This is a genomic window from Allobosea sp. 05T433, from assembly GCF_056396065.1.
In genome coordinates this window covers 117,566-142,824 of record NZ_JBFTKS010000015.1, presented here as the reverse complement: position 1 = coordinate 142,824, position 25,259 = coordinate 117,566, and the positions used below count along the sequence as shown (strand labels likewise).

23 protein-coding genes and 1 pseudogene are annotated in these 25,259 nt (G+C 62.5%); 6 read left to right on the top strand and 18 right to left on the bottom strand.

What is annotated here, in order from left to right; translation table 11 throughout:
- Positions 1-336 precede the first annotated feature (336 nt).
- Positions 337-501 carry a hypothetical protein gene (locus AC1DGP_RS20915; protein WP_441507763.1) on the bottom strand — a complete coding sequence of 55 codons (165 nt, stop codon included), beginning with the start codon at positions 499-501 and terminating at the stop codon, positions 337-339.
- Between the two features lie 55 nt (positions 502-556).
- On the opposite strand from AC1DGP_RS20915, the gene AC1DGP_RS20910 reads away from it, so the two are divergent.
- From AC1DGP_RS20910 to AC1DGP_RS20900, 3 genes are all read left to right on the top strand, one after another.
- Positions 557-778 (top strand): hypothetical protein, encoded by a 222-nt coding sequence (locus tag AC1DGP_RS20910; protein ID WP_441507762.1) that lies wholly within the window; start codon positions 557-559, stop codon positions 776-778.
- Between the two features lie 69 nt (positions 779-847).
- Positions 848-1,108, top strand: a complete 261-nt coding sequence (locus tag AC1DGP_RS20905) for a hypothetical protein (RefSeq protein ID WP_069882796.1) — start codon at positions 848-850, stop codon at positions 1,106-1,108.
- A 31-nt stretch (positions 1,109-1,139) separates the two neighbouring features.
- Entirely contained in the window at positions 1,140-1,448 is a 309-nt protein-coding gene (locus tag AC1DGP_RS20900) for a hypothetical protein (protein ID WP_441507760.1), read from the top strand.
- Positions 1,449-1,615: 167 nt separating this feature from the next.
- Here the strand turns inward: AC1DGP_RS20900 and AC1DGP_RS20895 are convergent, their stop codons facing one another.
- From AC1DGP_RS20895 to AC1DGP_RS20855, 9 genes and pseudogenes are all read right to left on the bottom strand, one after another.
- The gene (locus AC1DGP_RS20895; RefSeq protein ID WP_441507759.1) at positions 1,616-2,350 is read right to left on the bottom strand and encodes an outer membrane protein; all 735 of its coding nucleotides are present in this window, start codon (positions 2,348-2,350) and stop codon (positions 1,616-1,618) included.
- Between the two features lie 323 nt (positions 2,351-2,673).
- The gene (locus AC1DGP_RS20890; RefSeq protein ID WP_441507758.1) at positions 2,674-3,615 is read right to left on the bottom strand and encodes a GGDEF domain-containing protein; all 942 of its coding nucleotides are present in this window, start codon (positions 3,613-3,615) and stop codon (positions 2,674-2,676) included.
- 341 nt (positions 3,616-3,956) lie between these two features.
- Positions 3,957-4,544, bottom strand: coding sequence for a hypothetical protein (locus AC1DGP_RS20885; RefSeq protein ID WP_476770981.1), 588 nt, complete (start codon positions 4,542-4,544; stop codon positions 3,957-3,959).
- Between the two features lie 249 nt (positions 4,545-4,793).
- Positions 4,794-7,043: an amylo-alpha-1,6-glucosidase gene (locus AC1DGP_RS20880; protein WP_476832491.1), complete on the bottom strand. Its 2,250-nt coding sequence runs from the start codon at positions 7,041-7,043 to the stop codon at positions 4,794-4,796.
- A 62-nt stretch (positions 7,044-7,105) separates the two neighbouring features.
- Positions 7,106-8,158, bottom strand: coding sequence for a glycosyltransferase family 4 protein (locus AC1DGP_RS20875; protein ID WP_476832490.1), 1,053 nt, complete (start codon positions 8,156-8,158; stop codon positions 7,106-7,108).
- Positions 8,159-8,200: 42 nt separating this feature from the next.
- Positions 8,201-9,499: an MFS transporter gene (locus tag AC1DGP_RS20870; RefSeq protein WP_476832489.1), complete on the bottom strand. Its 1,299-nt coding sequence runs from the start codon at positions 9,497-9,499 to the stop codon at positions 8,201-8,203.
- A gap of 158 nt (positions 9,500-9,657) precedes the next feature.
- Positions 9,658-10,954 (bottom strand): annotated as a pseudogene (locus AC1DGP_RS20865) (NRAMP family divalent metal transporter).
- Between the two features lie 382 nt (positions 10,955-11,336).
- The gene (ald, locus tag AC1DGP_RS20860; RefSeq protein ID WP_476832488.1) at positions 11,337-12,458 is read right to left on the bottom strand and encodes an alanine dehydrogenase; all 1,122 of its coding nucleotides are present in this window, start codon (positions 12,456-12,458) and stop codon (positions 11,337-11,339) included.
- 148 nt (positions 12,459-12,606) lie between these two features.
- Positions 12,607-13,242 carry a DUF1989 domain-containing protein gene (locus tag AC1DGP_RS20855; protein WP_476832487.1) on the bottom strand — a complete coding sequence of 212 codons (636 nt, stop codon included), beginning with the start codon at positions 13,240-13,242 and terminating at the stop codon, positions 12,607-12,609.
- Between the two features lie 244 nt (positions 13,243-13,486).
- Between AC1DGP_RS20855 and ligD (AC1DGP_RS20850) the strand changes: the two genes are divergently transcribed.
- The gene (ligD, locus tag AC1DGP_RS20850; RefSeq protein WP_441491016.1) at positions 13,487-16,108 is read left to right on the top strand and encodes a DNA ligase D; all 2,622 of its coding nucleotides are present in this window, start codon (positions 13,487-13,489) and stop codon (positions 16,106-16,108) included.
- Between the two features lie 75 nt (positions 16,109-16,183).
- Positions 16,184-16,972 (top strand): non-homologous end joining protein Ku, encoded by a 789-nt coding sequence (ku, locus tag AC1DGP_RS20845; protein ID WP_441491017.1) that lies wholly within the window; start codon positions 16,184-16,186, stop codon positions 16,970-16,972.
- Here ku (AC1DGP_RS20845) and ku (AC1DGP_RS20840) read toward each other — a convergent pair whose 3' ends face one another.
- A complete protein-coding gene (ku, locus tag AC1DGP_RS20840; RefSeq protein WP_476776594.1) occupies positions 16,973-17,800 on the bottom strand; it encodes a non-homologous end joining protein Ku in 828 nt (275 codons plus the stop codon). It abuts the gene before it with no gap.
- A 626-nt stretch (positions 17,801-18,426) separates the two neighbouring features.
- The gene (locus AC1DGP_RS20835) at positions 18,427-18,618 is read right to left on the bottom strand and encodes a hypothetical protein (protein ID WP_441491019.1); all 192 of its coding nucleotides are present in this window, start codon (positions 18,616-18,618) and stop codon (positions 18,427-18,429) included.
- A gap of 210 nt (positions 18,619-18,828) precedes the next feature.
- On the opposite strand from AC1DGP_RS20835, the gene ligD (AC1DGP_RS20830) reads away from it, so the two are divergent.
- Complete coding sequence (gene ligD / locus AC1DGP_RS20830; RefSeq protein ID WP_476776593.1) at positions 18,829-19,887, top strand: non-homologous end-joining DNA ligase; 1,059 nt, start codon at positions 18,829-18,831, stop codon at positions 19,885-19,887.
- 115 nt (positions 19,888-20,002) lie between these two features.
- Here ligD (AC1DGP_RS20830) and AC1DGP_RS20825 read toward each other — a convergent pair whose 3' ends face one another.
- The 6 genes from AC1DGP_RS20825 to AC1DGP_RS20800 form a co-directional block, all read right to left on the bottom strand.
- The gene (locus AC1DGP_RS20825; protein WP_069881129.1) at positions 20,003-20,419 is read right to left on the bottom strand and encodes a DUF1236 domain-containing protein; all 417 of its coding nucleotides are present in this window, start codon (positions 20,417-20,419) and stop codon (positions 20,003-20,005) included.
- Between the two features lie 122 nt (positions 20,420-20,541).
- Positions 20,542-20,793 (bottom strand): hypothetical protein, encoded by a 252-nt coding sequence (locus AC1DGP_RS20820; protein ID WP_476776592.1) that lies wholly within the window; start codon positions 20,791-20,793, stop codon positions 20,542-20,544.
- Positions 20,794-20,967: 174 nt separating this feature from the next.
- A complete protein-coding gene (locus AC1DGP_RS20815; RefSeq protein WP_476770560.1) occupies positions 20,968-23,040 on the bottom strand; it encodes an ATP-dependent helicase in 2,073 nt (690 codons plus the stop codon).
- A 133-nt stretch (positions 23,041-23,173) separates the two neighbouring features.
- Positions 23,174-24,187 carry a DNA topoisomerase IB gene (locus tag AC1DGP_RS20810; protein ID WP_476770561.1) on the bottom strand — a complete coding sequence of 338 codons (1,014 nt, stop codon included), beginning with the start codon at positions 24,185-24,187 and terminating at the stop codon, positions 23,174-23,176.
- A gap of 30 nt (positions 24,188-24,217) precedes the next feature.
- Positions 24,218-24,442 (bottom strand): hypothetical protein, encoded by a 225-nt coding sequence (locus AC1DGP_RS20805; RefSeq protein WP_476770562.1) that lies wholly within the window; start codon positions 24,440-24,442, stop codon positions 24,218-24,220.
- Between the two features lie 72 nt (positions 24,443-24,514).
- Positions 24,515-25,231, bottom strand: a complete 717-nt coding sequence (locus AC1DGP_RS20800) for a fumarylacetoacetate hydrolase family protein (RefSeq protein WP_441507743.1) — start codon at positions 25,229-25,231, stop codon at positions 24,515-24,517.
- Positions 25,232-25,259: the final 28 nt, after the last annotated feature.

The window sequence follows — 25,259 nt, the reverse complement described above, 5'->3', positions numbered from 1 at the left end:
AGGTTCCGCCTGCGCCTGGCTCAAAGTAAGCATCGACGTCGTCATATGTCATGCCTTCGGCCAGGCCGGAATAATTGAAATCATCAAGCAAATCAGGGTTAAGACAATCGGCCGAGGGGCTGGAACGATGTATGTGCGAAGATGACGCGGCCTTAGAACTTGCTTAGCGACTGAAAGAAGCGCGTAGTGGATTGTCGCCTCCCTTCGCACTGAACCGAGAGCGGGTCGCGGTGTCATTGTGGCGCCGGTCGGCACTGGATTTTCGTCTTGCAAGGCAATGGCCAGATCATCTGGCGCAACGGCACGCGCCAGCCGGCATCATTCAGCTTCAGAACGTCACTGAATGCCAGGGACATGTGTTCCGGGCATCTTGTCGCGAACCTGAGCCGGACGGACCCGCTCCAGTTCGCCTTTCCGATCCACCTGATCCGGGACGACGGAGACATCGTGGATCTCCTGATCATGGGCCATCGCCACGATGGGGCGGCCTTCATCGGCCATCTGGCTTCGTCGAATGAGAAGGCGCGCAATGGATCGGGCATCGAGGACACATGTCATGACAACCGATTATAAGGCAGGCGATGTCATCAGCTTGGCTTTTGGCTTCTTCGACAGAACCGGCGTCGGGAAATACGAGATCATACGGGTGCTTCCGGCGAGCGAGAACGGACAGCGGCAATATCGGGTGCGCGGCGCCGATGGCCACGAGCGCGCCATCGAAGAACTCCAGATCCGCGCCAGCGTCACGCAAACGAACCATTTCGGCAACCTGAAATAACCGCGGCGTCCGGAAGAGAGCCGAGCAGGCGGCTCTGTTAGCATTGGCAGGGAATGGCAGGTGCGGATCATGACGGACCGGACCACCGAAACGGAGATCACGTTCAGCCATCCCTTCAGGTTGAGCGCGCTGTCGGATCCTCAGCCGGCCGGAACCTATCGGGTCGTCACCGACGAAGAAGAGATCGTGGGCGTGTCGTTCCGGGCTTTTCGCCGGACCGCCACGATGCTGCAGATCCCGGCCATCGAATTTTCACGCGGTTCCTCGCAGATCATCCTCGTGGATCCGATCGAACTTACAGCTGCCCTGGAGAAGGATAAGCAGGCCTAGTCACACCTATGAACCGTGAAGTGAGACGATCATGCGTTATCTCGGTGGAATCTCGGGGCGAGGCGCCCTGATGAGCAACGGCATCAAGATCGGCCGTGCATCCTACGATTTTGAAGGTTTCTTCCAGGATCCGATCGGAGTGACCAGCTGCGGCGAGGTCCGGCTGGCCTTTCCCGCACTGAAGACCGTCTTCGGCCGCGCGGATGTGCAGCTGCTGACCGATGATGGCCATCTCCTCGATCTCAGGTTCTCCTATCGGGAATTTCCGTCGACGACCGGCGCCGCCCATGTCGAGGTCACGGGAGATCTGCCTGCTACGCCGCAGAATTGGCACCATTGATCATCTCGCCCGCGATGCTGCCGATCGGCGGGCGTCGCTCGAATCCCCGGCTCTCATCTCGCTCGACATGATGCGGTCGAATTGCCCGGCCCACCCGCCGCGAGGTCGAAGAAACGGAAACAGCCCGGCGCATGGTCCGGGCTGTTTGCAGATCCAGGATGCGCGACTCAGAACTTGTAGTTAACGCCGACGCGAACGATGCCGCCATTACCGCCACCATTGGTGGTCGCGGTATAGAGCCCGGCCGGGAGCACGCCACCCGCCGGGTTGGTGAAGGCCCTGTTTCGCCGGCCCTCGCCGGTATCGACGTAGAGACCTTCGAGCTTGACGGTCCAGTTATTGGTGAAGGCATATTCGACGCCGCCGCCGATGGTCCAGCCGGTATTGCTCGTCGTGTTGCCGGTCAGCGGGTTGCTGTTCAGCCCGCCATAGGCGAGACCGCCCGTGATGTAGACCAGGGTCCGATCGAAGGCGTAGCCGACGCGGGCACGCACGGTGCCGAAATAGCCGCCGTCACCACCGCCTCTGTTTGCCCACCAGGTGTATTGCCCCCAGGACACATCGCCGCTCGAACCGACATATTGGATATCGGTCTCGAGACCGTAGACCCATGCGCCGGACTGCCAGTTATAGCCGATCTGGCCGCCACCGACGAACGCGCCGTCGCCGCCACCGCCACTCAGGATTCCCGAGGAGCCAGTCGTCGGCCCGGTGACGATGACGTCACGCGACCCGCCCCAGCCCACACCGGCGTTGAGACCGACGTAGAAGCCGGCCCAGGTAAAGACGGGAGCGTAGACGATCGGGGCCGGGGGCGCGGAGCGGCTGGGAAGATCGGCGGCGAAGGCAGACGTAGCCAGGCAGGTTGCAAGGACGGCGGTGGATGCAAGCCCTAGTCGCATGGTGTCCTCCGAGGTCGGCATTTCACCTCACAATTGTTGCACAACAATCCACATCGGTGAACCTCAATAATCGACCGTCCTTTACTGCAGGAGTGGCCTAGTATTCCGATGGAGATGCTTTGGCCAACCAGCCGATTCCAAACGTGGAATCTGCACTGCCCACGCCATCCCGATCCGGTGGCCGCTTCACAGTCGCCACGCCCGCCGGCGCGCTTTCAGTCCAGCTCCGGCCGTCATGGCTTGGCCCGCTCGCCCTCCAGATCATCCTCGCGAGACGTTGCGAGCGATGGCGGTGTCTCCCGGCTGTAAATGAGAATTGCGCGCTACGGCGCGATCGATTGGGGGGATCGCTCGGCTTCGCCTTCGGCCGCGACGATGCAGTTTCGGCCTCTCGACTTGGCGGCATAGAGGGCCTTGTCGGCACGTGCGTACAGGCTCAGCGATACATCCGTCGGATCCGTCTCGGCGATTCCTGCCGAAAAGGTGCAACGAAAATCGCCATGGCCGCCTTGCGGCTTCATCGCCCGAACGACGATGAGCATGCGTTCCAGGACCAGCGCAGCCTCGGCAGCGGATGTCCTGGGCATGACCAGGACGAACTCTTCGCCGCCGACCCGGCCGAAACAATCGGAGCGCCTGACATTCGCGTGGATCTCCTTGGCAAATCTGCACAGGATCTCATCCCCGGCCGCATGCCCGAAGCGATCGTTGATGACCTTGAAATGGTCGATATCGAGAACGGCCAGGCAGCCCGTCAGCCGGCTGTCCAGGCGCCGTTGAAGCAGCATGTCGTCGATCCGGGCCATCACGAACCGGCGGTTGGCGATCCCCGTCAGTTCGTCCGTGTACGAGGCCTTGACCGCACTGTCCCGGTCCTGGCGCAGAGTTCTCTTGTCGGAATGGAGATCGGTCGTGACACTCGCGATGCAGAGCATCCAGCCGTCATCGCTGACCATCTCGGTCATCCAGAGCCACCGCCCGTCATGCAGATCGGTCTCGTAGGCGCGGTACCCGACCTTGCCTCGCCGCGACTGCGTCGAGATCAGCCATTCCTCGAAATTCTTGGTTCGAACGACCGTCCCCGTTTCCGCCGAAAAATTCCGGCGCATGATCTCCGACCAGGACGGATCCTCGCTGGCGCGGATGGAATAGGCCTGGCGAAAGGCTCGGTTCGCCTTTCGAAGCCGGTCGAACTGGTCATACAGGGCGACCAGGACCGGGGAGCCCTCAAGCATCTCAATGAGCTGTTGAGTCGTCTCGTCCATCGATCGGGAACCTAACACGTTACCGGGAGGGGAAGCAGCCCTTCACTCGACGAATGACCGGCCCGGTTTCTGTCCGACGAGCACGGCATTGCCGGAAAGGGACTGCCGATCAGGCAGTCGAGCGGAGGTTTGCAGCATAAGGCCAGTATGCAGTGACGATGGCTCACCGTACCCAACCCTCGCACTGCCGATCAACCTGCCTTTTGCCGAGGAGCGGTCGAGCGCCTTGCTGCCGCCCTTGCCGGCGCCCTGGCTCAGGCACTGGCGCGCAAGGTTTCCATAAGGTCGCCTGCAGTCGCGACCCGGCTCGTTCCGGCTGAAGTTCCGATCGGGCCGCGTCGTCACTGCATGTTGTAGACGATGCGCCCGATCCAATAGCCCTGATAGGCAAGATGCACGGCAGCCATGGACATCTGGACCCAACGTTGCGCGAAAACACAGGCAACGAGACAGAGAGCCAGGCCAATCGGTACCTGGATCAAGTAATCGCCGCTGAGTTGGGTCCAGCGCTCCGTGCCCTTGATCAGGGTATCGACCACGTCGAGAATGAAGGACGTCGCCATGAGGCCGAAGAACCAGCGCCGCCGGTTGATGAAGAAGTCCTCGTAGCCGGCATATTCAGCGACGTTGTCCGGAAACAGCAGCGCCGACAGCAAATAGAGCACGATCGCGTAGCCGATCAGGAAGATGTAGACGCCGAAGCTCCAGTTGGGGATGCGCGACAGCCCGAATTCCCACCACCAGAACAGCACGAGTTCCAGCAGGATCGAGCCGACCCAGAGCATGTGAAGCATCGAGACGCGATAACGATCGGGATGCTGGATGAAACCGGCGATGCCGGTCAGCATCCGGGTGATGCCGAGGCCGATGATCATGCCCATTACGATGCGGACATGGGGAAAGAGTTCATGCGGCGCGACGGTATCCATCGCGTGTGATTAGAACATCCGGCCGGAAATTGGAATCCGGTTCAGCTTCGAAGCGGATCGTTCACTCTTGCCTCGAAGAGATTGAAATCACGTCTGAAAATTGAAGCGACGCTTGCCAGAAAGACCCCCTCTGCTTCCGAGGCAATGCAGGCATCGCCTACTCCCTGCGGCGCGGAAAGCATGGACACCGATCCGCGCAACCTCGGTCGCCGGCGAGTTCGTCCTGGAGGCGCAGCCCCCCTGCCCGGATTACTTGGTTTTGACCAGAACGACGCGAGCGTTGCTGTCTTCCCACCGCTTCAGGACATTGATCGTGACATCGCTCTCATGCCGATGCACGCGCACATCGAATCGTGAGGCCCCAAGTCTCAGCCCGCGAATTGTCACATCGTCGAGAAACGAAGGCAGGACGGGATCCAGGAGTTTGACCTCGTTCGTCGCCGCCGGCAATTGCAGCCCCAGGCAAGCGGCCAGCATCGCGAAGGGCGCGGCTGCAGCCCAGGCCTGAGGCGAGCAAGCGACGGGATAGGCAGTCGGTCCACGTCGACGCCGTCTCAGGAAGCCGCAGAAGAGCTCCGGCAGGCGGCGCTGTTCCTGATAGGCGGCCGCGTCAAAGATCGCCTCGAACAGCCGTGCAGCCTCAGTTTTCAGGCCGTAATTGCTGAAGCCGAGCGCGATCAGCGCGTTGTCATGAGGCCACACCGAGCCATTGTGATAGGACATCGGATTGTAGCGGGCTTCATTGACATTGAGCGTGCGAATGCCCCAGCCGCTGAACCCCCCTTCACTCATGAGTGACTGGGCGACCTGCGCCGCCCGCGAGGGGTAGGCGATGCCACCGAACAGAGCATGACCGGCGTTGGAAGAGCGGACGCGACACTGCCGCTTGTTTCCGTCCAGCGCCAATGCGTAGGAGCCGATATCCTCACACCAGAAAGCCCGATCGAACCGCTCCTGCAAGATCGATGCTTCACGCCGCAAGACGTGGGCGCGCTCGCCGAGATCGAGAGCGCTCGCCATGGTGGCTGCAGCTTGCTTTGCGGCATAGACATAGGCCTGAACCTCGACGAGGGCGATCGGTCCCTGAGCCAAGGAGCCATCGGCATGCGAGATCGAATCGTGACTATCCTTCCACCCTTGATTGGTTAGGCCATTGTCCGTCTCGCGATAGTATTCAACAAACCCGTCGCCGTCGCGATCTCCGAATGTGTCGCACCATTGAAGTGCGGCCTCGACGTTGGCCCAGATCTGCTCGATCGTGGCCCGGTCGCCTGTTCGATCAAAATACTGGCCGGCCAACATGACGAAGAGCGGGGTGGCATCCACGGAGCCGTAATAGAGTCCGAATGGAACCTCGCCGAGATTGGCCATCTCTCCGTGTCGTCGTTCATGCAGGATCTTGCCCGGCTGCGCATCGGCTTCAGGGTCAGGGGCGATGGCCTGTGCCTTCGCCAGCTGCAGCAGTACGCCCCGCGCCACCAAGGGATCGGTCCATAGCAACATCATTGCCGTGATAATGCCGTCGCGCCCGAACATCGTCGAAAACCACGGAATGCCAGCATAGGGGTAAACTCCGTCGGCGCTCCGGGTCATGAGCGTGTAAAGATCCGATGTCGAGCGATAGATAAGATCTGAAAAGAGTGTATTCGTAGACTCTACCTTGGCAATATTGGAAGTCAGAGCGCGCAGGTCTCGGCGAGCGTCCTGGTAGGCCTTGGCAAAGCCCTGAGGTGGGGCGCCGGGGGCGTCCTCTCCGGAACGAATGTCTCGATTGGGTGCGTCAAGCACGTCGCAGGCGATGGCGATAAGGAGCGACGTTCGCTCGCCTGGCTTGAGCGAAAATTGAAATGACGCAAAGTCCCTGGTCAATTGAACAGGTTCAGGCTCGAATCGAAGAACGGTTCTGCGCACCCTGTCGTCGAGGCCGCGATAGAGGAAACGCGCAATCTGCGAAGACATGAGGACGTCGACTTCGCCGCGATGCGCGCGTTTCATACCCCTGACTTCGAAGAGATCCCGGAAATCTGCCGCGAAAGACAAGGAAATCTTGAACTCGTGCGGAACACGGTCGAAATTGCGCAATCCGACACGCTCATAGCAAACGGAGTTCCAGAGAAATTTTGTCCGCTCGATGGCGATCGCATCGCGCGGAATGATGGTCGTGCCATCATTCCGGGCAATCTCAGGATTGGCCAGATCGACGGTCAAGGAAGCATTGTCGTCCTGGATGACCGAGCTGAGAAGGAGTGGACGCTTGCCTTCGAAGAAGAGTTGCAGCCGCGAAAGGTGCCTGGTGTCGTTGCAGAATAACCCCTCCGACGTGTCGGGGGTGATACCCAGGTCGCCATAGCTGTCGAGAACAGCGAACGCATCGCCCGCCTTCAGTGTGCGCAATGGGCGCTCTACGAGCGACGGGTGGGCATCGAGGGCGTGCTCGGCCAGTTGTTCCTGCAGAGGCGGGATCTGGCGCTCGCCTGCGGCGACGCTGTGCTCATTCATCCCACTGCTCCTCCTCGCTGGAGATCAGGCAGGTCCGCGCGGATTGGGTCATGGTTCTGCGTCTATTCTGCGGCCCTTCGGGTGTCCCCTGGCGAACGCAGCAGGTGATCGAAGGCGTCGAGATAGTCGGTCGCCATCCGGGCGGCGGTGAAATGGCCTTCGAAATACCGCCGGACCTGGAGGCGATCCATGGCAACGCTATGCTTTGCCGCGGCAACGGCTTCAGCGATGGAGTCGACGAGGATCCCGGATACGCCATCCCTTACGACTTCAGGCACGGAACCGTTCCGCCAGGCGATAACCGGCGTTCCCGCCGCCATCGCTTCGATCATCACAAGCCCGAACGGCTCTGGCCAATCGATCGGAAACAGAAGGGCGCAGGCGCCGCCGAGGAACGCAGATTTCTGCGCCTCGTCGATTTCCCCGATGAACTCGATTGAGGGATGATCGAGCAGCGGCAAGATTCGGGTCCTGAAATACTCCTCATCAACCGGATCGACCTTCGCCGCGATCTTGAGCGGCATGCCGGCACGCTTGGCGATCTCGATCGCCCGATCCGGCCGCTTCTCCGGCGTGATGCGCCCGAGGAAGGCCAGATACGCCCCTCCCCGCGCGTCGAACGGGCAAAGGCCCGGACCCAATCCGTGATGGACGGTTGCCAGCCAATTCGCAGTTGCCGGCATCGGTTTCCGTTGGCAATCGGAAATCGATATCAGCGGCATCTGGGGGAAGGTCTCATAGACCGGGAGAAAATCGGGCAGGTCCAAGCGGCCATGGAGCGTCGTCACGCATTTGTGCGCGAGATCCGTGAACAAGGCATGCTGCAGCAGATCGAGATGGAAATGAATAATGTCGAAGGAAGCCGCACGCGCCCGGACCTTCGCAAGCATCGCAAGATGGCTCGCGGTGTGATCGCGAATGCCCGCAAGTCGCAAGCCCTGCGGTGCGCAAGCGACAAGCTCGGCGGACGTCGTTGAATCGGCCGATGCGAACAGGGTGACCTGATGTCCTTGCCGAACAAGCTCTTCGGTGAGCCAGGACGCGACCCGCTCCGTCCCGCCATACAGTCTCGGCGGAACCGACTCGGCCAGCGGTGCAACTTGCGCAATCCGCATCCGATTTCTCCAAACGCCGCTGACGCCTGCCGGGACGGCGAGCTAGCAACTCCGGTCGGGCGGAAAAGTTCGGACGCCTTGACCGCCGGCAGCCTGCCCGGCCTGGATCCGGGGGACCGTTTCCGGCATTGCCATCACCATCAGGATAAGCGCGACCAGCCCCACTGCGGACAGCACGGCAAAGGCAACGCTGTATCCGGCCCAGACCACGAGACTGCCGGCAAACACATAGCTCGACGCACCGCCAATGCCCTGAATCGTGCCGATGATCCCGCGAGCCATATTGTAACGACCGCTGCCACGGACGGCACCATAAAGAATAAGCGGGAGCAACACGTCGAACAGCCCTGCGCCGACTCCGTCGAGAAGTTGGAAGCCGATCATCCAGTAGGGGTCATCGACAAGCGCGAACAGGATGCCGCGCAAAGGCACAGCGGCGAATGCCAGCGTCAGCAGCCACTTCCCACCGATGAGATTGGCCCGCATGACAAGGAAAGCCATCGGGATCGTCGCCAGTTGGGCGACGATGATCGCCGCGGACGTCACGGCCGTCTCGAAGCCCTTGGCCTCCAAGGCAAGCTTCTGGCTCGCAAGGGCCAGCATCGGCGCATTGGCGAAATGGAACAATGCAGCTCCGATCGCGAGCACCGCAAAGGGCCGCTCGGCAAACAGCCGTCGCCATGCATAGGGACCGCCCCGGTCGCGGCTCGGTCCTTCGAGACCGCGGGCCAATTGATGGTCGATCGCGCTCGCGGGAATCGAAAGCGCGGCAATCGTCGCCAATCCTGCGAACAGCGGAAGCATGTAGAAGACGCCGCGTTGCCCGAAATGGGTGCCGATCAGCGCAGCAAGTGCAGCAATGAACACATTGCCGATGCGGTCATACGCGGCATTGCGCCCAAGTTGCCGGGCAATGCCGCGCGGCCCGAACATTCCCACCGTGATCGCCGCAATCGTCGGTGCAAAGACGGCCCCCAGCAGCGCCATGCTGACGTCCGCGACGAAGACAACGGCGAGTGTCGGGACCGTCGCAATGGCAGCGCCCAGCGTCGCCAGGGCCCAGGCCCCGCCGACTATGAGGGCCCGCTTGGCCCGCGTGGCATCGATCAAGGCGCCGATCGGGGCGTGAAAGGCAATGCCGATCAGCCCGCTTACGGTCAGGAGCGCCCCGATCGTCGCTTGATCCCACCCGACATCCGTCAGGAGGAACACGTTGACATAGGGCCCAAGGCCCCCACGCAAATCCGCCAACAGGAAGTTCAACCAGTCCAGGCTGAGCCGATGCGACACTGAAACCTCGCCGTGGTTTCCCACCCAGATGTCGATGCCTGCGTCGTCCACAGGGCGCCCCCCCCGGCGGCGCTGCGGTTTGAAGCGATATGCCGAAGCCGGCAGAGGGAGCCTTGGAGAGATGCCCAACGCTCCTTACCGCCAGTGTGCCAGGCCGCTGCCGCGATTGCAGACGTGTTGTCCGCGCGTTTCGCCCTGTGCACGCCGTGCTACAGGAGGCTGGTAGCCACCATTCCAATGGCGGTGACGGCCATCACAGCGGTCGAAAGCCAACCAAAGAAGGTCAGTCCACGGCCGATCGTTTGTACGCCCATCACCCGTGGCTGGGTTGCCATCACCATCATCAGCACCATGATCGGAACGGCCACGATGCCGTTGATGACGGCGCTCCAGTAGAGCGCCTTGATCGGATTGATCGGCGTCAGATTCAACGCCACTCCGCAAAGGGTTGCCACCGCAATTGTGACGTAGAACGCCTTCGCATGCTTCGGCTTGCGATCGAGCCCCGTCGGCCAGCGCAGCGTTTCGCCGACGGCATAGGCTGCTGATCCGCCGAGAACGGGGACGGCCAACAGGCAGGTCCCAACAATGCCAAGCGCGAAAAGTCCTTCGGCAAAGACGCCAGCGACGGGTTTCAATGCTTCCGCAGCTTGCGAAGAGCTTTCAATGTCCGTCACGCCATTGGCATGCAGCGTGGCTGCGGCCGTGACCATGATTGCCAGCGCGATGACATTCGAAAATCCCATACCCACAAAAGTGTCGAGCCGTATGCGCGCCCTGGCGTCATCGGCTTGCCGGGGCGCCTCCTTGAGCGGTTCGCGCTTCGGATTCGCCTTGATATCCTCGACCTCCTGGGAGGCCTGCCAAAAGAACAGATAAGGGCTGATCGTCGTTCCCAGTATCGCGACGATTGCAGTCAAATAATCAGCCCTTAAAGATATGCTTGGAAGTATAAGACTCCGCCCCAATTCCAACCAATCGATCTTTACAAAAAACAGGGTTCCGACATAAGCGAAAAGGGCGATCGTCAGCCATTTCAACACACTGACATAACGTTTTGTATTCCAGTAGAACCTGCATAAGGATGCAAGCAATGCCAAATATAATGACATAGACGAGCTGCGGACCAGCCACGAGCAGGCGCAAGGCATCTGCCATCGCACCGATGTCAGCTCCAATATTGATGATGTTTGCAACAAGAAGCAGGGTTACGCCGCCATAGACCAGCCAATCGGGATAATGCCGACGCAGATTTCCTGCGATCCCATGTCCTGTGGTGCGTCCCAGCCGGGCACTGATGATTTGAATGGCACTCATCAAGGGATAGGAAAAGACCAGCGTCCAGGTCGTCATATAGCCGAACTGCGCCCCGGTCTGGGAATAGGTCGCGATCCCGCTTGGATCGTCATCAGATGCGCCAGTGATCAGCCCGGGCCCCAGAACATGCAGGAGCCGCGGCTTGCTGGGCTCCACGACAGGGCTGCGAGATCCATGCGCGTCGGCCATTGTCGTCCGGCTCCTGCGGCCTTTCCTCCATAAGTGGCGAGATGCCGCGATGTTCCCAATAATCTGCCGGAGACTTACGCGACGATCGGATTGCAGCCAGAGATCGTTCCCGATCTGAGGTCATCCATGCGTGGATGACCGCGCCAAATGGTTCCCGGCATGTCCGGCTAAGCCGAAGGCGCGTTGAACCGACAATCCGCGCCCCAGGGCCAAGATTCCCGACAAGCATTGTCGCCGCGCGGCGAGCGTTGCCCTGCTAGATCATCGGACCGGATATCGTATCCAGTCCGATGATCTAACCCTTTGTCTTTGCATCGGCTTTGCCCCGAAAACCGCAATCTACTTTTCGGGCCGATGCTTTAGACCGGAACCTTGCTTGCATTCATGCGCGATCAATGACCGCGAGGGGCTCGACGAATGGCAGGCCTTGAGCCCGTGCCACGGGCTCGCAGGTGACCTGCCCGACGCATATGTTGAGGCCTTGGCGCAAGTGCGGATCCTGCTTCAAAGCCTCGCGCCAGCCGTGATTGGCGATGGCCAGTACGAAGGGCAATGTCGCGTTGTTGAGCGCGAAGGTGGAGGTGCGAGCGACTGCGCCAGGCATGTTGGCCACGCAGTAATGCACGACCCCATCGACGATATAGGTCGGGTCGGAATGCGTGGTGGCCTTTGAGGTCTCGAAACAGCCGCCCTGATCGATGGCCACGTCCACGACGACGGCGCCCTTCTTCATGGTGCGGATCATATCGTGGCTGACCAGCTTGGGCGCCGACGCGCCAGGGATCAGCACMGCACCGATCACCAGGTCCGCTTGCCTGACGAGCTCTTCAATCGCCGCCTGCGTGGAAAAGACGGTGGTGATCGCATTGCCGAACTGGGTGGCCAGGCGCTTCAGCGGCTCCGCCGACCGGTCCACGACCGTCACCTGCGCTCCCATGCCAATGGCGATGGTCGCCGCATGCGTGCCCGACACGCCTCCGCCGAGAATCACGACGGACGCTGCCGGGACACCCGGCACACCGCMCAGCAAGATGCCGCGTCCCCCTTGGGCCTTCTCCAGGGCATGTGCGCCGACCTGAGGTGCGAGTCTGCCCGCCACTTCGGACATCGGCGCCAGAAGCGGCAGGCTGCCGGAGGGTGAAGTGACTGTCTCGTAGGCGATACAGATCGCCTTGGATTGAATGAGATCGCGGGTCTGCGCAGGATCGGGAGCAAGGTGCAGATAGGTGAACAGGATCTGTCCGGGCCGCAGACGCTTTCGCTCCTGGGCCAGGGGTTCCTTGACCTTCACCACCATCTCGGCTTCTGCGAATATTATCTCCGGCCCGTCGACTATCTTGGCGCCGACCGCGACGTAGTCCTCATCGGTGATGCCGGCACCAAGACCTGCGCCCGACTGGACCATGACCTGGTGACCATGATGGACCAACTCCCGGATGGATGACGGGACGAGCCCGGTACGCGCTTCATTGTCCTTGATTTCGCAGGGCACGCCGACGAGCATGGAATTCTCCTCCCATGGAGCCAGGGCCTTTATGTTTGGCCCATAGTGCGCGTTTGATTGCGCGGCTGGCAGGATCATTCACCAGCCCGCGCTCGATCATTGCGTCAAATGAGCCCGCTGGCCAGTGCATGGCGATCTGGTCACCCCATCACGAAGAGCGTGAGCTGCGAACGACTTCGATTTCAATTTCTGTACAGCACCCGCCGTTCGTTGGATGGAAATCGACGGAGCACGCCGTAACGACCAGGAGAAGATCGTACTCGGCGCGAACGACGACATACCCGCCAGGCGGGTTGATCGACGGGAGAACTTCAAGCCGACCGTCTGGTTGCGGAGGCGAGTTTTGGAACAGGTCGACCGGATCGGGTACGAAGGGTAGCGCAACGCCTTCGTCCTGAAGTGCCAAGAGCAGGTTGTCCCTGCAGTTTGGGTGATCGTGCAGCCCGGCCCGCTCGTAGAGTTCACGGTTGCAGGCAGGAAACAGCATGTCGTGCGGACCGGGTGATCCGTCCTCGACCAATGTCAGCAACGGAACGCCGCGGTCGCTGTAGAAGCTTTCTCCGACCTTGGGAAACAATCGCTCGTTGATGTCTCGGGTCTGGGCCGTGCTCAGCCAGTCGAGTCGGGGCGAGGTGACGAAGGCCCAGAGATCGGCGACCTGCTGCCCCTTCGGATCGACGATGCGGATGATATCGCCACCCGATACGCGTACTGACCGTCCGGATTGGGCGGGAACGATGATTGACAGGTCGCCTGGCTCACGCTTCACAGAACTCGACTGCATTCCAGATCCTCACACCCATTCCGGCTCATCCTAAGGTACCGGTGCTAATTGACGATCAGGATGGCTTGTTCATGGTTCGGCGCGCGCGAGACAGCGCTTCAGCTGGACCTCACGCGCGCCCTGACATCGCAGCTCTCGAAGTTTCGGAACAATCATTTCCCGCGCCTGTTCCTGTGATGTCTTTGGGAGTGCCGCCAGGACGTGCATCTTGCGTGCAAGCTCAGCCGCGAACGCGGAGTGTCACTTGGAAAAGCTCAAGGCGTATCGTCAGAAGCGCGATTTCGAGAAGACCAGGGAGCCTGACGGAGACGCTGCGGTTTCGAAATCGAACCGCCTGCGCTTCGTCATCCAGAAGCACGATGCGACCCGGCTTCATTATGATCTGCGCCTGGAACTGGACGGGGTCTTCAAGTCCTGGGCGGTGACCAAGGGCCCCTCGCTTGATCCTGGCGACAAGCGCCTCGCAGTCGAGGTGGAAGACCACCCCCTGCCCTATGGAGATTTCGAAGGGACCATACCCAAGGGGCAATATGGTGGGGGGACGGTTCTGCTCTGGGATCGCGGCTACTGGCAGCCGGAGGGCAAGATCAGCCCGGAGCGCCAACTGGAAAAGGGCGAACTCAAGTTCGTTCTGGACGGCGAGCGCCTCGAGGGCAGCTTTGTCCTCGTTCGGATGCGTCATGACCGGGATGGCGGCAAGCGCACCAACTGGCTGCTGATCAAGCACCGGGACGCGCATTCCGTGGATGGCGACGGTGATGCGGTCTTGAAGGCCGACACGTCCGTTGCCTCCGGCCGCAGCATGGACGCGATCGCGGCCGGCAAGGGGCGTTCGCCCAAGCCATTCCTCCTCGCGAAGGACGCCCTCGCCGCTGACGCCGAATGGGACAGCCGGAAGGGTCTGGCCGCGCAGCGCAGACGAAGCCCGGAACGATCCGGATCTCCCAAGAGATCTCGCCCGGCCCCCATGCCACCGTTCATCGCGCCGCAGCTATGCCGAAGTGTCGAGCGTCCCGCCAATGGTGGCGGGTGGGTGCATGAGATCAAGTTCGATGGCTATCGCATCCAGATGCGGGTCCAGGGCGGGACCGTCACGCTCAAGACGCGGAAGGGGCTCGATTGGACCTCCCGTTTTGAAACGATCGCCAAGGCGGGAGAGAGCCTGCCCGATGCCATCATCGATGGCGAGATCGTCGCGCTCGACAAGCATGGCACGCCGGATTTTGCCGCCCTCCAGGCCGCCATTTCGGAGGGCAGGACGGAGGATCTGATCTTCTTCGCCTTCGACATGCTGTTCAGCGTCGGGGCCGATCTCCGCGAGCTGCCACTCCTGCAGCGCAAGGAGCGTCTGAAGGAGACTCTCGACGACCACGGCGACGGCGTCATCCTGCGCTATGTCGAACATTTCGAGACCGGCGGCGACGCCATCCTGAAATCGGCCTGCCAACTCTCCCTGGAAGGCATCGTCTCGAAGGCGGTCGATGCGCCCTATGTGTCAGGGCGCAGCAACAGCTGGACGAAGGCCAAATGCCGCGCCGGGCACGAGGTCGTGATCGGCGGATGGTCCACGACGGCCGGCAAATTCAAGTCGCTTCTGGTCGGCGTCAATCGAGGGTCGGATCTTGTCTATATCGGACGGGTGGGTACGGGCTACAGCGCCGCCAAGGTGCAGGCGCTGTTGCCAAAGCTGAAGGCGGCGGCCGCGACAGCCTCGCCCTTCAAAGGGGCCGGCTCTCCAAAGCGCGAGCCCGGGGTCACCTGGTTGAAGCCCGAACTTGTCGCGGAGATCGAGTTTGCCGGCTGGACCGGGGATGGCATGGCTCGTCAGGCCGCCTTCAAGGGCTTGCGCGAAGACAAGCCCGCCGACGAGGTGGAAACCGACCTCCCCGCCGATCCGAAAGGCACCGAGACGCCGCAGCCGAAACAGGTATCCTCGCGCCGTCGGGGCGAGAGGGCCACTGTCATGGGGGTCGGTATCAGCCACCCCGAGAAGATCTTGTGGCCGAATGCGGGGGATGACCGGCCTGTCTCCAAGCAGGAACTGGCCGAATATTTCGCGGCGGTCGGCGACTGGATGATGCCCCATATCAAGGGCCGGCCCTGTTCGCTTGTGCGCGCGCCCGATGGAATTACGGGCGAGATGTTCTTCCAGCGCCACGCCGGCATGGGAACCTCGAACCTGTTCGAACTCGTCCGGGTCTTTGGCGACAAGAAGCCCTATCTCCAGATCGATCGGATCGAGGCGTTGGCGGCGGCGGCCCAGATCGGCGGCATCGAGCTTCACCCGTGGAACTGCGCGCCCGGAGATCCGGAGACGCCGGGCCGCCTGGTCTTCGATCTCGATCCAGGGCCCGGCGTGACATTCGGTGAGGTGATCGAGGCCGCAAGCCAGATGCGCGAACGGCTGGATGCGCTTGGACTGGCCAGTTTCTGCAAGACCACAGGCGGCAAGGGACTGCATGTCGTCACGCCCTTGGCGGCTGGAAAGCGCAACAAGATCGAGTGGCCTGCGGCGAAAGATTTCGCTCGCCATATCTGCGCGGAACTCGCCGCCGAACAGCCCTCACGCTACGTGGTCAATATGGCCAAGCGTCTCAGAAATGGCCGCATCTTCCTCGACTATCTGCGAAATGACCGCATGGCGACGGCGGTCGCCCCCCTGTCGCCGCGGGCACGGCCGGGCGCTCAGGTCTCGATGCCGCTGACTTGGCCGCAGGTCAAAGCCGATCTCGACCCCAAGCGTTTTACCGTGCGGACCGTGCCGGGCCTGCTGAAGACGACCAAGGCTTGGGAAGGCTATGACGACGCGGCAGGCTCGCTCTCCGACGCGATCAAGAAGCTGGGCAGGCGCGCCACGGCTGCCTGACGGGTTGCCGAAAGCGGCGCCGGGGAACGATCAGCCACGCCACCGCGTTCACCGCGTGTGTCGGGAGATGTGACCATGGCGCCGCGGACGTTCTGGAAGGGCTATCTCAAGCTGTCCCTCGTGACCTGTCCCGTCGCGATGATGCCGGCCCGATCGGACAACGAGAAGGTCCGCTTCCATACGCTCAACCGCAAGACCGGAAACCGGATACGAAGTCGCTTCGTCGATGCGGTCACCGGCAAACCCGTCAGCGACGAGGACGAGGTCAAGGGCTATCCAAGGGGCGATGACGACTATGTCATGTTGGAAGACGATGAACTCGACTCCGTGGCACTGGAGAGCACCCGAACCATCGACATCCAGACCTTCGCTCCAAGATCATCGGTCGGCTGGATCTGGTATGACACGCCTCATTACCTCGTGCCCGATGCAAAGGTCGGGGAAGAGGCATTCTCCGTCATCCGCGAAGCGATGAAGCGTACGAAGACGGTCGGAATCTCGCGGCTCGTCCTCTATCGGCGCGAACGGGCCGTGCTGCTGGACGCCCGCGATAACGGCATCGTCTTGTGGACCTTGCGCTATGGCGATGAGGTCCGGCCCGAGAAAGATTATTTCGCCGGGATCGGCGAGGCCGCACCGGACTCTGACCTGCGTCCCCTGATGGACAAGCTCATCGCGACCCGCACCAAGGACTGGTCGCCGGAGCTTGCCAAGGATCCGGTCCAGGAGGAGCTGCTTGGTGTCATCAAGGCCAAGGAGAAGGGCCGCAAACCGACGAGGACATCGCCGCGTCCGGCCTCGGAAGGCAATGTCGTCAACATCATGGACGCGCTCAAGCGCAGCCTGGAACCGCGGCGCAAATAATCAACTCGCCTTCTTGCGCGGGGCTTGCTTCGCCGCGGCGGGCTTTTCGCCGCCGCCAGCCTTGGCACTTTGACGCAATGCCTCCATCAGGCTGACGACCTTCGAGGGCTCGGGCCGCTTCTGTGGCTTGATCTTGCGGCCTTCGATCTTGGCCTGGACGAGTTCGGCCAGCGCGGCTTCATAGCGATCGTCGAATTGCTTGGGATCGAACCTGCCAGCCTTCGTCTTGATGATGTGCTCGGCCAGGTCGAGCATCTCACCGTCGATCTTGATGCCCGGGATCTCGCTGAAGGCGTCCTCGGCCGAGCGGACCTCGTAGTCGAAGTTCAACGTCGTCGCCACCAAGCCCTCGTCCTGAGGACGGATCAGGATCGATCGCATCCGGCGGAAGATGACCGTTCGGGCCAGCGCGGCCGACTTCTGGTCCTTCATTCCCTCGCGGATCAGCGCGAAGGCTTCGGACGCCACGGGTGAGGCAGGCGCGACATAGTAGGGCTTGTCGAAGAAGATCTCGTCGATCTCGTCGCACCGCAGGAACGTCTCGACCGTGAGGGTCTTGTCGCTTTCCGGGATCGCGGCGGCGATCTCTTCCGGTTCGAGTAGGACGTAATCGCCGTTGCCCTTGTCGTAGCCCTTGACCTGATCCTCGGTCTCGACCGGCTTGCCGGAGACCTCGTCGATGTACTGACGATGGACGCGGTTGCCGGTCTTGCGGTTCAAGGTGTGAAACGAGATCCGCTCGGCGGTCGAGGCTGCCGTGTAGAGCGAAACCGGGCAGCTCACCTCGGCGATCTTCAGAACGCCTTTCCAGACAGCGCGCGGCGCCATGACATTCCCCCATAGCATTTCAGCGGACGCGAGCGAGCAACGAGCGGGCGTCCATGATGGTTCCAGTTTGCACCGCACCACGCGACCAAAGAAGCACCGGAACCGTGATGGACGTCGGCGCGCGGCTGCATTCGTTCACGACAGAAACGGCGTCGACTGGCGGCTACAGGGAACACGTTATCGTGAGATGGTTCTGCCCTTATGCGCCCCAGGCACCCGAGCACCTGAACAGGGCTTGCCCGGCCGGAGCGTCGCAACGGCTCTGTCTCGTCTTCCGTTTCGTTGACGGGCTGGTCGCATTGCCCTGCCAAGCGCGGGAACCTCAACCAGGCCTCACGTGGTCATGGCGATGTCCGCAATGGCGTCTGCCGCGGCTCGTAGGCGTGGATGGCCGTTCTAAGCGCAGCGAGCTGACGATCTCGGGCGGTGCTCGGCCTGATGCCTTCCAACTGGCCAACGCGCTCACAAGCATCACGATAGTCTTCGTGCGTGCGGAGTGTCACCGTCACTGGTTCTGATCTAGAAAGGGTATCGGACATGCAAAGTACCTCCCTGTAGGGAGCAACCTAAACCTTGGAGCGCTTCCGGCAATGTCATTTGCCGGATGCGGCAACACTTGGTCGAATTCACTCCAGCCGCGTGATGATCAGACCGGTTCTGGCGACCTCGAACTTGCGCTCATCGACAAAGTTCACGAGCGCGCCGCTATCGAGCGTGTAGGTGATGCTGCGCAGACCGGGATAAAGCCGCCAGACGATGACCGCATAATGCTTGCCGTCCTCGTCCTCACAGATCTCGCGTGACAGCTCGGTCGGCATGATGGCAGCCGGCCGGGGGCGACCACTCAGCGGCCGTCGATCGGAAGGTCGTCCGGGTTTCCGCTTGGGATGAAAAGCGCGGGGTAACGAACCCATGTCAGCACTCCCATATCACCACCATATCCTAACTGCTGAGGCGGCACGAAGTTCCACGTCGCCGGAACGAGTGCCCGCTGCCCGGCGTTTGTCTGCGGTGGAGGAGAACCCGTCATGCGCGCGCGCCAGATGTCGCGGTCCGGCCCCGGTTCGGAGGCGTTGAAGGGCACGGTCGTGTCGCCCGTTGCCATACCAGTGGAGGCCCGTCTCCCTGACGACAGCACGCAAGATGACGATCCCATGCCGCAGCATGTCGAGCCATGCCTTGCCAGTGAGGCGGCAAAGCCGCCCAAGGGGGCCAATTGGTCTTTCGAGGTGGCATGGGACGGCTACCGGCTTGCCGTCCATATCGAGCCTTCGCGCGAGGTGCGCCTGCTTACGCGAGACGGCCGGGATTGGACGGCCCGCTTTCCCGCGATCGTGGCGGCGGCGAAACAGATCGTCGTCGACAGTGCTATCCTCGATGGCGAGGCCGTCATCCTCGACCGGAGCGGAAAATCGGATCTCGCGGCCTTGGAGCAAGCGCTCGGCGGGCGAGACGGCAAGGGCAGCGCCGAACTCGCGGTCCTGTTTGCCTTCGATCTTCTGTACCTCAATGGACAGGATCTGCGGCATCTGCCGCTCTCGCAGCGACGCGAGGTCCTGGCCGATGCAATCGACCGCGCGTCTCCCGGTATCCTGCTCAGTGAGGACGTGATTGCCGACGGAGAGGCGTTCTACACCCTCGCCTGCAAGCTCGGCCTCGAAGGCATCATCGCAAAACGCCTTGATGCACCCTATCGCTCCGGCCGCGATGGTGACTGGCTCAAGATCAGGTGCATCCAGTCGGAGCGCTTCGTCATCATCGGATATGAGCCTTCGATCGGCTTTGGAGGAATCGGCAGGTTGCTGCTCGCTGCGGAAAAGGCCGACGGCCTGGTCTATGTCGGCGGGGTTGGCAGCGGCTTCACCGAGCTGTCCGGCGCCGCCTTGAAGGCGCGGCTCGACGCGAGACTCGTTCCGCGACCACCCCTGGCCATCCAGCGGACAGCCGCGCGCTGGGTTTCGCCCCTGCTGGTTGCCGAGATCGAATTCCGCGGCTGGACCGATGACGGCAAGCTTCGCCATGCGACTTACAAGGGCCTGCGCGACGAAGCCGGTGCTGCGACGATCTTTCGGTTCGATGATGCATAGGAGTCAGGACCGAGCCAGGGCCGGACATCGCGGACAAGGCCACGCGTTCGCCAGGCAGCAAACGGCCCGCCAACGGAAGCCGCTGGCGGGCCGAACGGTTGGACGATTGTGCTGATCACTCGATGATCTGAACGATCCTGCGGGTGCCGGGCTCGACCAGCACAGTGCGGTTATTCACGACCGTATAGCGGTACTGGGTCGCGCCATACTCGCGCGGCACTTCGCGATAGGTCACGCCCTCATTCGGGAGCACGGTGCCGACCGCGAGCGGCTCGGCATAGGTGTAGGACGGCACACGCTGCTCGACCACATAGGTCTTGAAGCGGGGGGTGTTGTCGCCGACGATGCCGCCTACGACAGCGCCACCCACGCCGCCGACAACAGCACCGACCGGACCGCCGACGATCGCCCCGCCCACGGCGCCTGTCGCCGCGCCGGCAGCTGCACCACCCTGCGCGCCCTGCGGATTCTGGGCGAATGACGCGACGGGCACGAGAATCAGGGTCGCGGCGAGAGCAAGTTTCTTCATCATCACAGATCTCCTTCGCTGAGGGTTCTGTGTTCAGGAACGGGCTCGATTCCGGTTTGTTCCACCGATCGGCATCCGGACGTTGGTGTCCCGCGAGAGGCCGCCTCCGCCGCGAACGGCCGCAATCAGGTCTCGGCCTGGGTCACCCCAAGCTTGTGCCAGAGCTGTTCCCTGTCCATGCAGGAGACGTCGTAGGTGACCTGCCGGCCCTTGAATTCCGGTCGTTTTCCGAACTCCAACGTCATCGCGCGCGCGATGTCGTCGATGCGGGCCTCGCAGGCCTGCACCGTGGTGAAACCCAGTTCGCTGATCCGGGCGGCGGTGCAGGTCGCTTCGCCGGAAATGCAGGCGACAATCACCATCGTGAAGGCATCCATGGAGGCACTCCGAGTGAAATCGAGTCAGGCCAGCCATTAAGGCTGGGGTTTCTGGGTTACCGAGAGCTTAAGGGGAACAAGCAAGATGCGGGMCGGCGCCACCGGCGCAGGCCGATCGCGCCCTGTGCGGTCGCATCGGCTTACCCGAAAACCGCAATCCTCCGGGCCGATGCTTCAGCGCCACATGCCCTTGAGCCGTGCCGATACGTCAATTCTCACGCCGCTGCGGTGTTGCATGGCGGCCTGAGCCTGCTCGATGGGCCAGGTCGCCTGCTCGAACAGGTGCAGCAGGGCATGCGGGATGAACCGCGTGCGTGCCGCGTAGACATGCCGATCGCCTCGCGCGGCCTGGCCATGAGTGAAGAAGCGCTGCGGCACGACCAGATGCAGGTCGTCCCTGGCGCGCGTCATCGCGACATAGAGCAGCCTGCGCTCCTCCTCGATCTCGGCGGTCTCCCCGACGGCAAGGTCACTGGGAAGACAGCCGTCCACCGTGTTCAGCACAAAGACCGACTTCCATTCCTGTCCCTTGGCGGAGTGGATGGTCGAGAGGATGAGAAAATCCTCGTCCAGCGATGGCGGACCCGCTTCATCGCTCGTTGCGTCGGGCGGATTGAGGGTGAGCTCGGTGAGGAAGCGCTCGCGGGATGGATAGCCGGAGGCGATCTGCTCCAGCTGAACCAGATCGGCTCGACGCGTGGTGAAATCCTCGTGAATGCGCTCCAGGTGAGGGTCGTACCAGAGACGGGCCCGTTCGAGGTCTGCCGGCCAGCCTATCCCTGAGCGCAGCGCCCGGAATGTCGCAACGAAATCCGGCCAGGCGTCGCCCGTACGCGCGGGCGCCGACAGCTCCGCGAGGCCTGCTGCGAAATCATCTGCCGTGCCGGCCTGATCGAGCACGCGTTGCGCGGAGGTCGGCCCCACGCCCGGAAGCAGCTGCAGCAAGCGGAACCCGGCGACCCTGTCGCGCGGATTCTCGACGAAGCGCAGCATCGCCAGCATGTCTTTGACATGGGCGGCATCGAGGAATTTCAGCCCGCCGAACTTCTTGTAAGGAATATTGCGCCGTGTCAGCTCGACCTCCAGCGGGCCGCTGTGATGCGAGGCGCGAAAGAGCACCGCCTGCTGCTTGAGCGTGTGCCCCGCCTCCCTGTTCTCCAGCACGCGCGTCGCGACGAAGCGCGCCTGGTCGGCTTCGTCGCGAACATTGACGAGTTGGGGCTTGCCGCCCGACTGGCGGTCGGTCCAGAGGTTCTTGGTGAAGCGCTCGCGGGCGAGCTCGATCACCCCATTCGCGGCGGCCAGAATGGGCTGGTTCGAACGATAGTTCTGATCCAGCGTGACGACCTCAGCCGGTGGGCTGAAGGCCTGGGGGAAATCGAGGATATTGCGGATCTCGGCGGCGCGGAACGAGTAGATCGATTGCGCGTCATCGCCGACGACGGTGAGCCCCTGGCCATCGGGCTTGAGCGCCAGCAGGATCGAGGCCTGAAGCTTGTTGGTATCCTGATACTCGTCGACGAAGACATGGTCGAAACGTCCGCCCATCTCCGCGGCAAGGCTGGGCTCGCTTGCGGCCTGGGCCCAGCACAGCAGAAGATCGTCGTAATCAAGGACGTTCTGGGCCTGCTTGGCCTCGACATAGGCTGAAAAGAGCTGCTTCAGCTCCCCTGCCCATGATGCGCACCAGGGAAAGGAAGCACCCAGCACGGCCTCAACCGGCTCTTCGGCATTGACGCAGCGCGAATAGATCGCAAGGCAGGTGCCCTTCTTGGGAAAGCGCCCTTCCGTTTTCGAGTAGCCAAGCTCGTGACGAGCGAGGTTCATCAGGTCGGCGCTGTCCTCGCGGTCATGGATCGTGAAATGCGGATCGAGCCCAAGCTCCGGCGCGTAATCCCGGAGCAGCCTTGCTCCCACGCTGTGAAAGGTCCCGGCCCAGGTCAGCGCGTCGGTCATGACGGCAGCCCCCTCTCCCAGCACGTCGCGCGCGATGCGCTCCACCCGCCTCGCCATCTCGGCTGCAGCGCGTCGGGAGAAGGTCAGCATCATCATGCGGCGCGGGTCCGCACCGTTCAGGATCAGATGCGCGACACGATGCGCGAGCGTGTTGGTCTTGCCGGATCCCGCCCCCGCGATCACCAGCAAGGGACCCGGCTGCGTGCCGACGCCGTGCTCCACCGCGCGGCGTTGCGCGGGGTTGAGCCTGTCGAGATAGCTTGGTGGCGCCAGCGAATCGAGAGCGAACATGTCTCATATTCGATCATTTTTCGCGTTTTGTTCGCAACGCAAAAGATCGGGAATAGGGCAGCCGTCCTGAGCCAGATGGCCGAAGCCCTATGGCAGGATCGGTTTCGACCTGATCATGAGGCGGCGATTCACCTCACCCAGCCAGCGAGGCGAGCGCCCGCTCGATCCGGGAACAGCCGCCCCTGGCGCGCGCCTTCTCGAAGGAGGCCGCGAGCTTCCCGTTGGCATAGGCCTTCACCACGATGGCGTGGACATAGCTCTTGCGCGTCACGGCAGGCGTGTTCGCCAGTTGCTCCGAGACGGCGCGCATGATCTCGGCGAGCTGACGCTTCTCGCTGCCATCGCCGATCATGATCTGGCTGGCCAGCAGCAGTTCGGCGGCCGCAGCGTTCCCCGCCAGCATCCTCAAATCCTTGGCACTGATGGCGAGGCCGGAGATCTCGCGGAGATAGGCGTTGATGTCGCCGGCATGGACCGGCGTCACCTTGCCGTCCTCGTCCCGGTATTGCAGCAGTCGCCGGCCGGGCAACTGCGCAATCCGGGCAAGTGCTCGGGCGAGCGGGCCATCCTGCCGCGAGCATGCGATCTGCTTTCCGCCCTTGCCGCGAAACAGCAGGTCGATCCGCGAGGCCGTCAACGCGACATGGCGCTTGAGGAGCGTCGAGGCACCATGGCTGCCATTGCTCCTCGCATAGGCCTCGCCGCCAACGCGCAGATGGCAGCGGTCGATGATGGCGACTGCGCAAGCCAGCGTTTTCCTGCGGCAGAGCGCACGCGCCTTGAGATCATCGGCGACCGCCTTGCGCAAACGGGGCAGCGCGTCGATCAGCAGCCGCAATCGCTTCAACTTGCGGCGTTCGCGGACCCGCTCCCATTCGGGATGATAGAGATATTGCAGCCGCCCGGCCTCGTCCCGCCCGACCGCCTGGAGATGGGCCCGTGGATCGGCCGCGATGCGCACCTCGCGATAGGCGGGCGGAATTGCAAGTGAGCGGATCCGCTCAAGCAAGGCCGCGTCCCGGACGGGCTCGTCAGTGGCGTCGAGATAGGCAAAGCCCCTGCCGCGCCGGCCCCTGCGGATCGTCAGATCTCCGGGATTGACGATCCGCAGCCGACCAGGGGCGCGGGATGGCTTGCCGGCGACCATGGCGTTACTGCTTGCCCAGCGCTTCCTGCATCAAGCCGCTTCCCGGCGGTTATGATGGCGGCGCACGAGTTCTTCGGCGTAGGCCAAGTCAGCCTGCGTGAAGGCCGGCACCGGATCCGTGAGGATGGCGGTGAGGACATCCCGGTCGCGCTGGCCATTCGCTATCACAAAGGCGAGCGCATCCCTCGTCTCGCGTTCGGCATGAAGCTGGGCCACGAGGGCCGCAATCAATCTGTCCTTGGCCGATAGCTGCATGGCAAAACCTCCGCAGGAAGCTTCGCGATAAACACGGTCGGGCCAGCGCTTGTTCCGCCCAGGCGCAATCTGTCAGCCCGCCAGCGGCGACGCGCCGATCGTGACGGTGAGCGCGCCGAGGCGCTCGATGCTGCCGACGAGAACATTACCGGGAAGGACCGCGCCGACGCCATGCGGCGTACCGGTCATGATCACATCGCCGGGCTCGAGCGAGTAATATTTCGAGAGTGTCGCAATGATCTCGGGCGTGCGCCAGATCATCAAGGACAGGTCGGAATCCTGGCGTGCGACACCGTCGACCTCGAGGCGGATTTTGCCCGTCGACGGGTGGCCGACCTGTTCGACCGGGTAGATCGGGCCGCAGGGCGCCGAGTGATCGAATGATTTCTTAAGTTCCCACGGGATCCGCGGGCCGTCTGGCGTGTCGAGCAGCTTGCGGCGGGTCATGTCGAGGCAGATGCCGTAGCCGAAGACATGCTCGAGCGCTTCGTCCTGAGGGATGTTGTAGCCGCCGGACTTCATCGCCACCATGAGCTCGAGCTCGAAGTGAAAATCGTCCGTCATCGGCGGATAGGGAACGACGCCGCCGTTCTGGACGATTGCATCGGCCGGCTTCTGGAAGATCAGCGGGAAATCGCGGGTCTCGTCGCCGCCCATCTCCCTGACATGGGCGACATAGTTGCGACCGACGCAGTAGATCCGCCGGATCGGGAAGCGCGCCGAGGAGCCCTCGATCGGCAGTGACTGGAGGGTCGGCGCCGGAACGGCGAAGTCTGCGAGTGTCGTCATCTGGGAAGCCATGCGCTGGGTCACGATC